The following is a 12,393-nucleotide window of genomic DNA, read 5'->3' as shown; positions in this document are numbered from 1 at the left end:
GTCACCCTGCACTGATGGGGTGGTATCGGTATCGCCACACAACGCGGCGACAACGCTATTGCCCTGCCGGCGGGGCGGGACATTTGCCGGCGGCGCCGACCCGTGGCCGGAAGCCCTTATTACTTTTCAACTACTGCGCGTTCTCAATTTACTGCTTGTTCTGCATACTGCCGCAGTTTTGATACTGCGTTCTTGCGAATGCTTTTCTTGCTTAACACGCTTTTAGCTAAACAGTCCATGCTCAAAAGCCGGTACTCGCGGCACCGGCTTTTAAACTTGGCTGATCGACGGGTGCGACTCACCGCCGCACCCGTCGACTCCCCCTATGATAACAAGCGAAGCGCTTCGATTTAAGTGGCAGTGATGCGCAACTTAAGTGGCACTCGCTTTTTCTTAGGTCGCCTCGGCCAACAGCATCTCACGGATCTTGCCAATCGCACGAGTGGGGTTAAGCCCTTTCGGACACACCGCCACACAGTTCATGATGCCGCGGCAGCGGAACACCGAGAACGGATCTTCTAAATCCGTCAGGCGCTCACTGGTCGCTTTATCGCGTGAATCCGCCAAGAAGCGGTAAGACTGCAACAGACCCGCCGGGCCCACAAACTTATCCGGATTCCACCAGAACGACGGGCAAGAGGTCGAACAGCACGCGCAGAGAATGCATTCGTAGAGGCCGTCGAGCTTGTCGCGATCCTCCGGCGACTGCAGACGCTCAATAGCCGGAGCCGGCTCATCATTTTGCAGGTAAGGCTGGATGCGCTCGTACTGCTTATAGAAAATCCCCATATCCACGACCATGTCGCGAATTACCGGCAGACCCGGCAGCGGACGCAGCGTTAGCTTGTTGTCCTTTACCACGTCGGACAGCGGCGTGATGCAGGCCAAGCCGTTTTTGCCGTTCATGTTCATGCCGTCAGAACCGCAGACACCTTCGCGGCAGCTACGGCGGAATGCCAGGGCGCTATCCTGCTCTTTCATCAGGTGCAGTACGTCTAGCACCATCAGATCGCGACCCTTAGTGTCGACCTGGAACTCCTGCATGTAAGGCGCGGAGTCGGTTTCCGGATTGTAACGGTATACGGATACCTGAAGATTGGACATTATGACTCCCTCTCGTCAGTGCGGAGTTTAGTAGGTACGAACCTTGGGTTCGAACGTATCAACGGTCTTCGGCTTGAAGTTCACATCGCGTTTCTTCAGCTCTTTGGTCGCTGGGAAGTAGAGCGAGTGCTTCAGCCAGTTCACATCGTCGCGATCCGGGTAGTCGTAGCGCGAATGCGCCCCACGGCTCTCTTTACGCTCCAATGCGGCAATCGCGGTGGCTTCAGCCACTTCCATTAGGTTATCTAGCTCCAACGCTTCCACACGCGCGGTGTTGAAGGCATTGGATTTGTCCGGAAGGTGAGCATTGTCAATGCGAGAGCGCAGATCGGCGAGCTTTTTGACACCTTCTTGCATATTTTTCTCTTCACGGAATACACCGAAAGAGGTCTGCATGATGTCTTGCAGCTCGGCTTTGAGTTCGGGAATGCTCTCGCCGCCTTCTGACTCGTTCCACCGCGTCATGCGCTTCATAGCAGACTCGATGTCGGACTCAGAAGCATCGAGGTACTCAATCCCTTCGTTCAGCGCACTCTCAATAAACATGCCCGCCGCGCGACCGAATACCACCAGATCCAACAGCGAGTTGCCGCCCAGACGGTTGGCACCGTGAACCGACACGCACGCCGCTTCACCGCAAGCGAACAGGCCATTGACAATCTGGTCGTTGCCTTTTTCATCTTGCATGATGGCCTGACCGTGAACATTGGTCGGAATACCGCCCATCATGTAGTGGCAAGTCGGCACGACCGGAATCGGGTCCTTGGCTGGGTCAACATGGGCAAAGGTTTTGGATAGCTCAACGATACCCGGAAGGCGCTTGCCAAGCACCTCTTCGCCGAGGTGATCAAGCTTCAGGAAGACGTGGTCGCCCTTCTCACCACAGCCACGACCTTCAAGAATCTCCATGACCATGGAGCGCGCGACAACATCACGGCCCGCCAAGTCTTTGGCGTTTGGCGCGTAACGCTCCATGAAGCGCTCGCCATCTTTGTTGATCAGGTAGCCACCTTCGCCACGGCAGCCTTCGGTCACCAGCGTACCCGCGCCGTAAATACCGGTCGGGTGGAACTGCCACATTTCCATATCCTGCATCGGGAAGCCCGCGCGCAGCGCCATGCCGATACCGTCACCGGTATTGATCAGCGCGTTGGTGGTGGAGGCGTAGATACGGCCCGCGCCACCGGTGGCCAGTACGGTTGCCTTGGACTTAACGTGGACCACTTCCCCGGTCTCGATGCACATGGCGATACAGCCCACCACGTCACCGTTGGCGTTTTTGACCAAATCAACCGCATACCACTCGTTCAAAAAAGTGGTGTTGTTCTTCAGGTTGTTCTGGTAGAGAGTATGCAGGAGCGCGTGACCGGTACGGTCAGCAGCGGCACAGGTGCGTGCGGCTTGACCACCTTCGCCAAAGTTTTTGGACTGGCCACCAAACGGGCGCTGATAGATACGCCCGTTATCAAAGCGTGAAAACGGCAGGCCCATGTGCTCCAGTTCAAAAACCGCTTTCGGGCCTTCAGAACACATATATTCCGCAGCGTCTTGGTCGGCAATATAGTCGCCGCCTTTAACGGTGTCATACATGTGCCAGCGCCAATCGTCTTGTGGGTCGGCAGAAGCAATTGCGCAGGTGATACCGCCCTGGGCTGAAACGGTGTGAGAGCGGGTCGGGAATACTTTCGATAGAACGGCGGTCTTTTTACCCGACTTCGCCAGTTCCAGCGCGGCGCGCAAACCAGAGCCACCGCCGCCAATGATAATGGCGTCAAATGACAGGCTACGTAAGTTAGACATGGATCAAGCTCCCCACAAAATTTGAATGCCCCAAACCAAGAAGATGAAGATGGCCAGAATGATCAGCATCTGGACACCGACACGCATGGCGGTGGGTTTGATGTAGTCGGTTGTCACGGTCCACAGGCCGACCCAGGCGTGCGCTGCCAGTGAAATAAAGGCCAACAGAGAGAAGATCCGCATCCACGTTTGGGCGAACAATCCGCTCCAGGCGTAGTAATCCAGGCCCGGATTAAACAGGAGATAGGCAACGATAAAAATCGTATAAAGCGCCAGCACCACGGCGGAGGCGCGCTGTATCAACCAGTCGGACAGCCCACTACGGCCGAAACTTGTGATGTTAGTTACCATACCCAAACTCCTGCCAAAATAATCAGAACGGCACTGATCACGACGGTGATCTGCGCTTTTTTCACGCCGCCTTCAAGGGTGACACCGATATTGGCATCCATGAGCAGGTGCTTGATGCCCGCTACAAAGTGAAAGGCGAGAGCCGATAGCAATCCCCACGCGATCAATTTCGCTAGAAAATTATGAGCCAGGGCGCTGCTGACAGCGTCGAAGCCGGCGGGCGAAGAGAGGGATTTACCCAGCGCCCAAAAAGCGAAGATCAGGCCAACGAACAGGATGACACCCGTGATGCGGTGTGTGATCGATGTTAATGCCGGAAGTGGAAAATGTATCGTCGATAGGTCTAGGTTTACGGGTCGTTTGCTATTCACGGCTTTATACACACTCTTTTGGCCCGCTCTGCGACAGGTCGGGCATGGCCCGAGCGGGCAGTGATTGCTGGAAGGGGCTCGGCCGTTGCCAAGTCGGGCACGACCACTTACCTGCCGGTGTCGCGCGCCGAGGATTATAAGAACCTTAGCCCCCGCTGACAAACCGAACTAAGGCGTTACTCGACCATTGTGCAAGAAATTGGCGCCTCCGCCGGTCGATTTTGCGCTGCAGCATCGCTATAGTGGAAAGGTAATGGAAATCACATCACACGCCTTGCAACTTCCACACCGTTAACATCCACCTATTCCAACGCAACAAAGCAATCATATACAAACTTTATTCAAGGTAACAAGCTTGTCAAAACCAAACTAGCGTTTAGGCTAATTGACAATTTGTCGCACGATTCTATAGTGGGCGAGCCTTTTCGCCGGCGCGGTTAAGCGAAATAACGACCTTACGTCCCAAACCGAATTCGAAAGGAGGCCATTATGGCTGACAGGAAAGCAACATTGACGGTAGATGGCCTAGACGAGCCGATTGAGCTACCCATGTACTCTGGCACACTTGGCCCCGACGTCATTGACGTCCGCGGCTTAGGTGCGAAGGGCCTGTTTACCTACGACCCCGGCTTTATGGCCACTTCTTCCTGCCAGTCTGCCATTACCTATATTGATGGTGGCAAGGGCGTATTGCTGCATCGCGGCTACCCTATCGATCAGCTGGCAAAAGAGTCTAACTTTATAGAACTCTGCTACACCCTACTGTTTGGCGATCTTCCCAACGACCAGCAGTACGCGGACTTTGAGTCGCGGATCCGTAACCACACCATGGTTCACGATCAAATCAACAACTTCTTCAAGGGCTTCCGTCGCGATGCTCACCCGATGTCCATCCTATGCGGCGTTGTCGGCGGCTTGGCCGCGTTCTACCACGACCACATGGACATCACCAAAGAAGAAGATCGCGTCATCAGCGCCATTCGTCTGATCGCCAAAATGCCGACCATTGCGTCGATGTCGTATAAGTACAACGTTGGCCAACCCTTTAACTACCCGCGCAACGACTTGAATTATGCAGAGAACTTCCTCTACATGATGTTCAGCACGCCGTGCGAGGAGTACAAGGTCAACCCGGTATACGCCAAAGCGATGGATCGCATCTTTATGCTCCACGCCGACCACGAGCAGAATGCCTCCACTTCTACCGTGCGTCTTGCCGGCTCTACCGGCGCCAACCCGTTTGCCTGCATTAGCGCCGGCATTGCCGCCCTATGGGGCCCGGCGCACGGCGGCGCCAATGAAGCCGTACTCAAGATGCTCGATGAAATTGGCGACGAGTCCGAAGAGAACATTCAGCGCTTTGTCGATAAAGCAAAAGACAAGGACGACCCCTTCAAACTGATGGGCTTCGGTCACCGCGTTTATCGCAACTTCGACCCGCGCGCCAAAGTAATGAAAGAGACCTGCGACGAAGTCTTGGCCGAACTCGGCATGGCCGATGACCCGCAGCTCAAAATCGCCAAGCGCCTTGAGCAAATCGCCCTGGAAGACGACTACTTCATTGAACGCAAACTCTACCCCAACGTCGACTTCTACTCCGGCATCATCCTCAAAGCCATGGGCATCCCGACCAACATGTTCACCGTGATTTTTGCGGTATCGCGTACGATTGGCTGGATCTCCCACTGGAATGAAATGCTCAGCGATAGCTATAAAATCGGCCGCCCGCGTCAGCTGTATACCGGCTACGAGCAGCGTGATTACCCCGTAAAATAAGCCCAGGCAGCTTCCTATGCCGGCTAAATAATAGAGGCCACCTTCGGGTGGCCTTTTGCGTATGCTACAAAGTTGACTCGACCTCTCGTAAAAGGAACATCCAATGCGCACCATCTCTACCGTGGCATTTATCGGCTTAGGCGTTATGGGCTATCCCATGGCGGGCCACTTAGCCCAACAGGGGCTTATCACCCGTGTGTACAATCGCACTGCGGCCAAGGCAGATGCCTGGGTCAAGGAGTATGGCGGCAGCGCCCATACCACACCCCAAGAGGCGGCCAAAGGCGCTGATCTCGTGCTTGTGTGCGTGGGCAACGATGACGATGTTCGCCAAGTCACCACCGGCGGCGAAGGCGTACTGCACAGCATGGAAAGCGGCAGCATCCTGGTGGATCACACCACCGCGTCCGCCGATCTCGCGCTAGAACTCGACGCCGCTTGTCGTGAGAGGAAGGTCGGTTTTATCGATGCACCGGTCTCGGGCGGGCAGCAAGGCGCGGAAAACGGCGCACTCACCATTATGTGCGGCGGCGAAAAGTCCCATTTTGATCACGCCTTCCCCGTGCTGGATCTTTACGCCCGCGCCGTGACGCTAATGGGCGCCGCCAGTAGCGGCCAGCTCACCAAAATGGTCAATCAAATTTGTATCGCCGGTTTGGTGCAGGGGCTCGCCGAAGGCTTGCACTTTGCCGAGCAGGCAGGTCTTGACCAACAGCAAGTCATCGACGTGATTGCCAAGGGTGCAGCGGGCTCCTGGCAAATGGAAAACCGACACAAAACCATGATTGCCGATGAGTACGAACATGGCTTTGCGGTTAACTGGATGCGCAAAGATCTGGATATCTGCCTGACACAAGCGCGCCGCTTAGAGGCAACGCTTCCTGTTACGGCATTGGTTGATCAATTTTACGCCGATGTCCAGCGAATCGGCGGCGGCCGCTGGGACACCTCATCGCTTCTAAAGCGGCTGCGTAAAGCCGAATAACGCTTGACTTTTTACCCTTTGCGGCTTGAACGGGGTTTTCCACACCTTCTGTGGATAACCCTGTTCACAACCGCTAGAAAACGTCTCAGAAGCGCCATTCTCAGCGGGTTAGCCTTAGATTGGTTATTTTTTGACCTACTTTAACTTATTGTTTTTAAAGGAATTTAATAAGTTAGGCTATTTTTATACGAAGATTCAGGCTGTTGTGCACAACCCTGTCTCGTGAACAGCAAGAGTGGACAAGTCAAGCCCAAAAAGGCCTTGTATGGGTGATTTTTTACGCCTGAAGCCATTTCAGCGTCAAGATACCCACATTAGCGACAGGCGCTGTGAGCACGCAAAATGCCTGCCGCGAGCAAGCCTCGGCAGAGGAGAATGAGCACATTAAGACTGAGTAAAGGATGGCGTCCCATAGGGGGTTCGAACCCCTGTTACCGCCGTGAAAGGGCGGTGTCCTAGACCACTAGACGAATGGGACGTATCGCGCAATGCAGAGAGTGCATTGAAGATAAGATTGGTGGAGCCTAGCGGGATCGAACCGCTGACCTCAACACTGCCAGTGTTGCGCTCTCCCAGCTGAGCTAAGGCCCCACATGTCGTGAAGACGGAGCGTATATTACTGATTACGCTCCGCTTCGTCAATACCGAAATGGCGTTTATTCTACAGATGGCAGTTCGCGGTACTCTTTCTCAAAACGTTTGGCCTGCTTTTTCGAAACGCCGCCCAGCACCTCGATGGCATGGCGCAGTCGCGCGCGGGTCATATCCGAGCCCAGAATGGCCATCGCATCCATCACCGAGGTACTCGTAGCGCTACCGGTAATCGCGATAAATACCGGCGCCAAGAACGCCTTCATTTTTAAATCAAAATGCGCGGCAAGCGCTTTGACCTCCTCAAGCAGCGCGTCTTTGTGCCACGCCGATACACCTTCAAAACGCCAGGTCAAAAACTGCAGCAGCTTGACGAGCGTCTCTTTGTCCAATTTTACCGCTTCGAGGGAGGCTTCATTAATGGCGGGGAGCCCTGAGAAAAAATGGCCCGCCAATGGCGCCACCTGGGAAAGCGTTTCAACGCGCGGCCTCACTTGTGGGAGGATTTGACGCACATACGCTTCATTGAATGCCCAATCACGTAGCACTTGTAAAAAGGCCTCGTCATCGAGGTCCTCGCGTATATAGAGACCGTTTAGCCACGTCAATTTTTCCAGATCGAATACCGGGCCGCCCAACGATACGCGCTGGATATCAAACGACGCCATCATCTCATCGAGCGAGAACTTCTCACGCTCATCGGGCATCGACCACCCCATGCGACCGAGATAGTTGGTGACTGCCTGCGGCAAAAAGCCCATGCGGCGATAGTAGTTGATCGATGTCGGGTTTTTGCGCTTGGAGAGCTTCGATTTATCCGGATTGCGCAGCAACGGCATATGACACAGCGCGGGCATCTCCCAGCCAAAGTACTCATACAGCAGTTGATGCTTCGGCGCTGAGTTGATCCACTCCTCGCCACGTAGCACATGGGTGATGCCCATCAAGTGATCATCGACGACATTAGCCAGATGGTACGTCGGCATGCCATCCGATTTGAGCAAAATCTGCGCATCCACCTGCGCCCACTCCACCTCAATGCGGCCACGCAGCATATCCTGCACCACGCACACGCCATCGGTGGGCACCTGCATACGGACGACATAGGGCCAATTCTCCTGCTCCCGGCGACGCTGCTCTTGTGCATCCAACGCTAAGTCCGCAGGCTTAAGCGCCAACTGCATACCGGCGGCTTTGCGTGCCTCGCGCAATGCGTCGAGCTCTTCGGCCGTACGGTAGCACTTGAAGGCATGGCCGGCATCGAGCAGTTGCTGAGTGTACTGCGCGTAAATTTCGCCTCGCTCGCTCTGGCGATAGGGGCCATGAGGGCCGCCAACGTCAGGGCCTTCATCCCACTCGACGCCCAGCCAACGCAGCGAATCTAAAATCATATGTTCTGACTCGGCGGTGGAGCGAACGCGGTCGGTATCTTCAATACGCAGAATGAACTTGCCCCCATGCTGACGCGCAAAACAGAGATTAAACAGGGCAATATACGCCGTGCCAACGTGAGGGTCGCCCGTGGGAGACGGTGCGATGCGAGTGCGTACGGTCATTAATCGTTCCTTAGCCTTAGCGTCTTTTGATTTGGCGTCGCGTCATTATACGCACCCAACGCGGCTCCAACAGCATGTGACAAACGAACGACCCAAGAGAAAAAGAATCTAAAGGGTTAATTCAGCGTTATCGCTTTCGGGATGCGCGTTAAAGCACAATCGCTTACTATGCGTTGACGTTTTAGCACGCTAACGCGCGCAAGTGGCATTGCACCTCACCGCTTAGCGCCAAATGCCAGTAGCGGCTTTAACGCCTTAAAGTTGGCATCGTCTTCAGGGTGCGCAACCCATTCACGAGTCGTGCAGGGCTCATTGACAGGAATCAACAATGGAAACGCTAGGCTCACGTATTAAACAACTTAGGCTGCGGGCCAAGCTCAACAAAGCGGCGTTGGCGCGTGAAATCGGTGTGTCGGATGTCACCGTCTCTTATTGGGAGTCTGGCGCCATTAAGCAGATTGGCCATGAGCGCCTTGTCGCCCTTGCCGATGCGCTAGGCTGTTCGCTTGCCACCTTGCTGGAGGGGGATAACGCGCCGACACTGCCCACACTTAACCATACGGGTCCCCTACCCTGGGAGCAGCGCCAAGCCAAGCCGGTGGATCCGGCAAGCAGCCATCTTCCGCTCAATATGTCGTGGCAGCAGCCCGCGTACATTGCCACCCCCGGGGCTAATACACATTTTGCACCGCTAAAAACCGGGGACTTAGTCTTGCTTGGCCCCACTGATACGTTCAAGCAGGCAGGCTATTACATCGTTATTCAAAACCAGCAAACCGAAATAGAGCATCTGACACAAGCCCCCGGCAGCAACGTGACCCTTAAAGCGGCTGTGCTGGCTCATTGGCGCCCCCTTTAAGGGGCATCAATGGGATAAGACAAGACTTCCACGTCATCGCGGGTGCTTGGTGACTCACTGCCAATCAAAACGCGCCGTGAGTACTTGATGACTTGGCCTAAGCCGTGGCGGGATTGTGCCACCCACTCTCCCGCTAAATATTCGCCTTCCGGACCAATACGCTGGCGCACCGGCGAGGGCTGAATGCTTGCTTCCATCGATTCCACTCTCAGAAGATAGACCCCATCGGGCAGACCGCTCCCCGGCCCCAACGGTCCCACATGAAAGCGTGCATCCGCCACTTGCGCGCGTTCGCGCCAACGAACGCCGCTCTGCTCACGTTCAATCAGTACATTGATCTGAGTGGCGTCGGGCAAATTCGTTTCACCGCTGATCGTGACGCGGCGATCGGCGCGCAATTCTACCTGGGTCTCCACCGTTACCGTCAGCGGCTCCGGCTCCTCCCCGGCTGTCTCCCCGCCCTGCGCGTTTGTCCCATTAGCGGCTTGATCGCTTGCAGACTCAGCGCTGGTGGTTGCCGAGCCAGATGCGTTTTCCGACGCTTGCTGCTCCTCCTTTGAACCGCTGCAGGCCGTGAGCAGCACGATCAACAAAGCAACTCCCCATTGCCACATTCGCTTATGTCTCACCGCCGCCTCCTTTCATGTCTGGATACTCTTGCGACTCTACGCTATCACCATGCAGTTAAGGCACAACTATGAGAAAATATTGTCTATTGACCGTCCTAAGTTGACCCAGTTCTATCGTACTATTTTTACTTGCTATTTTTACCCGCACTATTTTCTGTGTATCTCTGCCAAAAGCCACTGTGTATCCCCCTATGCCTCAAGCCAATCTCACTCTTTCCTCTCAGCGCCCATCGCTTGACAGAACCTTCTCCGTGGCGCCGATGATGGACTGGACGACTCGCGACTACCGCGCATTCTCTCGCACCCTGACAAAGCGGGCGCTTTTGTATACCGAAATGGTGACCACCGGCGCTATTTTGCATGGCTCACCGCGTGAGCGCTTTTTAGGCTTTGATCGCGTAGAACACCCTATCGCGCTACAACTGGGGGGCAGCGATGCCGGCGAACTCGCCGAGTGCGCCGCGATTGCCGAGGCGTGGGGCTATGATGAGGTCAACCTTAACGTTGGCTGCCCGAGCGATCGTGTGCAGAATAATTTAATTGGCGCCTGTCTGATGGGTTACCCGGAAAAAGTCGCCCAGGCCGTCAAAGCGATGCAGGCGGCGGTGTCGATACCCGTCACCGTCAAGTGTCGTATTGGGATCGACGATCAGGATGAAGAGGCGGATCTTGAGCGCTTTATAGCGACGGTGGCAGAGGCGGGCTGCGAGATTTTCACCCTTCACGCGCGCAAAGCGTGGCTTCAAGGCCTTTCGCCTAAAGAGAACCGCGACATTCCGCCGCTTAACTATGCGCGCGTGTATCGCCTGAAGCAGCGCTACCCTGACCTGCATATCGGCATTAATGGCGGCATCAAGACGCTCGACGCGTGTCGAGAACACCTAAAGCACGTCGACAGCGTGATGATCGGGCGCGAGGCGTATCAAAACCCGTGGCTGCTCGCTGGCGTCGACGAGACGCTGTACGGCACGCCAGGCCCCGTGCAGAGCCGCATCGAAGCGGCCAACGCCTTTCGCCCCTACATCGCTCAGCGCCTTAACGAAGGGGCCAAGCTCAACCATATCACGCGTCACCTGCTGGGGCTTTTTCAAGGCTGCCCCGGGGGGCGCCGCTTCCGGCGTCACCTTTCGGAGCATGCGCACAAAGAGGGCGCTGATCTGCGTATTTTTGACGATGCGCTGAGCCTTGTGCGCGAGCCGCAAGCCGCCTAATAGATCACACCTAGTAGAGCGGATCCGGCGGCGGCGTCAGTGAAGATTGAAACGACTCAATCGCCGTCTCCGCTTCTTCAATGGCATCAAAGCGCGCAATATGAAAAAGCGCTTCACCTTCGTTTGCCAGAGGCAAGCGGCTCATGCCAATCACAATGCCATCCGCTACGGCGCGTACTTCGCCTTCATCGTTGCCAAAAGGGTCCGCCACCTTGCCCAACAGCTCGCCTTTCGCCACCCGCGCGCCCAAGCGCACCTTGGGGCGCAAAATGCCGTCGATTGGCGCCCGCGCCCAGCTAGAGCCATTGGCAAGCTCGGCTGGAGCCGGTCGCCGGCGGCGTTGCTCGCCGGTTAACATACCCAACCGGCGCATCACCCGCAGCACGCCGCGTACGCCGGGAGCAATCGCCCACTCGTCAAAACGTAGCGCTTCGCCGGCTTCGTAGGTCAAAACGGGAATACCGCGGTTTTGTGCGTAGTGGCGCAGGCTCCCCTCCCTTAGCTCGGCGTTTAACACCACGGGGGCGCCAAAGGCATCGGCCATCTGCTCCGTTTCACTTCCTGGGCTTAACTGCGCGCGGATTTGCGGAAGATTAGTGCGATGAATCGCCCCCGTATGTAGGTCGATGATATGCGTGGCATGGTCAACGATCTCTTCACGCAGCAGCGCCGCGACGCGGCCACCCAGCGAACCCGATTCACTGCCCGGAAAACAGCGATTCAAGTCGCGCCGATCGGGCAAATAGCGCGTCTGCTGCAAAAAACCAAAGACATTGACCACCGGCACCGCAATAAGCGTTCCGCGTAGGCTATTGATAGCCTTGGAGCGCAACAGGCGGCGCACGATCTCGACACCGTTAATTTCATCGCCGTGGATGCCACCGCACACCAGCAGCGTTGGCCCCTCTTTACGGCCGTGCACCACCTCAACGGGCATATGTAGCTGCGTGTGGGTATAAAGCTTGGCGACGGGGACATCAATTTCTTGCCGCTGGCCGGGCTTAACGCTGTAGCCGGCTAATGTGAAGGGCGCTCGTGCCATAAAAAAACCTGCCTTGAGAACAAAACGTTGTAGCCAATACGGTTGACTTAGAGACGTGTTTCTTATCGTCGTTATACCCGCTTAAGCCGCACATGACGAGGGTAACTCCCTCACTCAG

General features: G+C 55.8%; 11 protein-coding genes and 2 tRNA genes. 4 read left to right on the top strand and 9 right to left on the bottom strand.

Annotated elements, in window-relative coordinates; genetic code table 11:
* Window positions 1-393 precede the first annotated feature (393 nt).
* Genes BQ9846_RS02025 through sdhC form a run of 4 tightly spaced genes read right to left on the bottom strand, consistent with a single transcriptional unit; the run spans window position 394 to window position 3,626 of the window.
* Window positions 394-1,104 carry a succinate dehydrogenase iron-sulfur subunit gene (locus BQ9846_RS02025; RefSeq protein ID WP_075878945.1) on the bottom strand — a complete coding sequence of 237 codons (711 nt, stop codon included), beginning with the start codon at window positions 1,102-1,104 and terminating at the stop codon, window positions 394-396.
* A gap of 27 nt (window positions 1,105-1,131) precedes the next feature.
* Window positions 1,132-2,904, bottom strand: a complete 1,773-nt coding sequence (gene sdhA, locus BQ9846_RS02020) for a succinate dehydrogenase flavoprotein subunit (protein ID WP_075878944.1) — start codon at window positions 2,902-2,904, stop codon at window positions 1,132-1,134.
* Window positions 2,905-2,907: 3 nt separating this feature from the next.
* Window positions 2,908-3,255 carry a succinate dehydrogenase, hydrophobic membrane anchor protein gene (gene sdhD, locus BQ9846_RS02015; RefSeq protein WP_075878942.1) on the bottom strand — a complete coding sequence of 116 codons (348 nt, stop codon included), beginning with the start codon at window positions 3,253-3,255 and terminating at the stop codon, window positions 2,908-2,910.
* Window positions 3,249-3,626 (bottom strand): succinate dehydrogenase, cytochrome b556 subunit, encoded by a 378-nt coding sequence (sdhC, locus tag BQ9846_RS02010; RefSeq protein ID WP_210433159.1) that lies wholly within the window; start codon window positions 3,624-3,626, stop codon window positions 3,249-3,251. Before sdhC ends, sdhD begins: the two co-directional genes overlap by 7 nt.
* A gap of 489 nt (window positions 3,627-4,115) precedes the next feature.
* Here sdhC and gltA point away from each other — a divergent pair, with 489 nt between their 5' ends.
* Both gltA and BQ9846_RS02000 read left to right on the top strand, forming a co-directional pair.
* The gene (gene gltA, locus BQ9846_RS02005) at window positions 4,116-5,402 is read left to right on the top strand and encodes a citrate synthase (RefSeq protein WP_075878939.1); all 1,287 of its coding nucleotides are present in this window, start codon (window positions 4,116-4,118) and stop codon (window positions 5,400-5,402) included.
* A gap of 103 nt (window positions 5,403-5,505) precedes the next feature.
* Window positions 5,506-6,387 carry an NAD(P)-dependent oxidoreductase gene (locus tag BQ9846_RS02000; protein WP_210433158.1) on the top strand — a complete coding sequence of 294 codons (882 nt, stop codon included), beginning with the start codon at window positions 5,506-5,508 and terminating at the stop codon, window positions 6,385-6,387.
* A gap of 402 nt (window positions 6,388-6,789) precedes the next feature.
* On the opposite strand, the gene BQ9846_RS01995 is transcribed toward BQ9846_RS02000, so the two are convergent.
* From BQ9846_RS01995 to gltX, 3 genes are all read right to left on the bottom strand, one after another.
* A tRNA-Glu gene (locus BQ9846_RS01995) sits at window positions 6,790-6,865 on the bottom strand.
* Between the two features lie 37 nt (window positions 6,866-6,902).
* A tRNA-Ala gene (locus tag BQ9846_RS01990) sits at window positions 6,903-6,978 on the bottom strand.
* A gap of 65 nt (window positions 6,979-7,043) precedes the next feature.
* On the bottom strand, window positions 7,044-8,534 hold the full coding sequence (gene gltX, locus BQ9846_RS01985) for a glutamate--tRNA ligase (RefSeq protein ID WP_075878938.1): 1,491 nt from the start codon (window positions 8,532-8,534) through the stop codon (window positions 7,044-7,046).
* A gap of 328 nt (window positions 8,535-8,862) precedes the next feature.
* On the opposite strand from gltX, the gene BQ9846_RS01980 reads away from it, so the two are divergent.
* The gene (locus BQ9846_RS01980) at window positions 8,863-9,393 is read left to right on the top strand and encodes a helix-turn-helix domain-containing protein (protein WP_075878937.1); all 531 of its coding nucleotides are present in this window, start codon (window positions 8,863-8,865) and stop codon (window positions 9,391-9,393) included.
* Here the strand turns inward: BQ9846_RS01980 and BQ9846_RS01975 are convergent.
* Entirely contained in the window at window positions 9,390-10,022 is a 633-nt protein-coding gene (locus tag BQ9846_RS01975) for a hypothetical protein (RefSeq protein ID WP_235818886.1), read from the bottom strand. The genes BQ9846_RS01980 and BQ9846_RS01975 overlap by 4 nt on opposite strands.
* 191 nt (window positions 10,023-10,213) lie before the next feature.
* Between BQ9846_RS01975 and dusA the strand changes: the two genes are divergently transcribed.
* The gene (dusA, locus tag BQ9846_RS01970) at window positions 10,214-11,233 is read left to right on the top strand and encodes a tRNA dihydrouridine(20/20a) synthase DusA (RefSeq protein WP_075878935.1); all 1,020 of its coding nucleotides are present in this window, start codon (window positions 10,214-10,216) and stop codon (window positions 11,231-11,233) included.
* Between the two features lie 10 nt (window positions 11,234-11,243).
* Here dusA and BQ9846_RS01965 read toward each other — a convergent pair whose 3' ends face one another.
* Window positions 11,244-12,275 carry a succinylglutamate desuccinylase/aspartoacylase family protein gene (locus tag BQ9846_RS01965; protein WP_075878934.1) on the bottom strand — a complete coding sequence of 344 codons (1,032 nt, stop codon included), beginning with the start codon at window positions 12,273-12,275 and terminating at the stop codon, window positions 11,244-11,246.
* Window positions 12,276-12,393: the final 118 nt, after the last annotated feature.

The sequence above is a fragment of the Vreelandella massiliensis genome (assembly GCF_900155385.1).
Taxonomy (GTDB): Bacteria; Pseudomonadota; Gammaproteobacteria; order Pseudomonadales; family Halomonadaceae; genus Vreelandella; species Vreelandella massiliensis.
Note: the sequence above shows the minus strand (reverse complement) of the source record. Positions and strands in the feature narration are given on the sequence as shown.

What these genes read in the sequence shown, in the direction of transcription:
- sdhD (WP_075878942.1), bottom strand. Translation starts at nt 3,255, where the DNA reads ATGGTAACTAACATCACAAGTTTCGGCCGTAGTGGGCTGTCCGACTGG.
- dusA (WP_075878935.1), top strand. Translation starts at nt 10,214, where the DNA reads ATGCCTCAAGCCAATCTCACTCTTTCCTCTCAGCGCCCATCGCTTGAC.
- BQ9846_RS02000 (WP_210433158.1), top strand. Translation starts at nt 5,506, where the DNA reads ATGCGCACCATCTCTACCGTGGCATTTATCGGCTTAGGCGTTATGGGC.
- gltA (WP_075878939.1), top strand. Translation starts at nt 4,116, where the DNA reads ATGGCTGACAGGAAAGCAACATTGACGGTAGATGGCCTAGACGAGCCG.
- sdhA (WP_075878944.1), bottom strand. Translation starts at nt 2,904, where the DNA reads ATGTCTAACTTACGTAGCCTGTCATTTGACGCCATTATCATTGGCGGC.
- BQ9846_RS01965 (WP_075878934.1), bottom strand. Translation starts at nt 12,275, where the DNA reads ATGGCACGAGCGCCCTTCACATTAGCCGGCTACAGCGTTAAGCCCGGC.
- BQ9846_RS02025 (WP_075878945.1), bottom strand. Translation starts at nt 1,104, where the DNA reads ATGTCCAATCTTCAGGTATCCGTATACCGTTACAATCCGGAAACCGAC.
- gltX (WP_075878938.1), bottom strand. Translation starts at nt 8,534, where the DNA reads ATGACCGTACGCACTCGCATCGCACCGTCTCCCACGGGCGACCCTCAC.
- BQ9846_RS01980 (WP_075878937.1), top strand. Translation starts at nt 8,863, where the DNA reads ATGGAAACGCTAGGCTCACGTATTAAACAACTTAGGCTGCGGGCCAAG.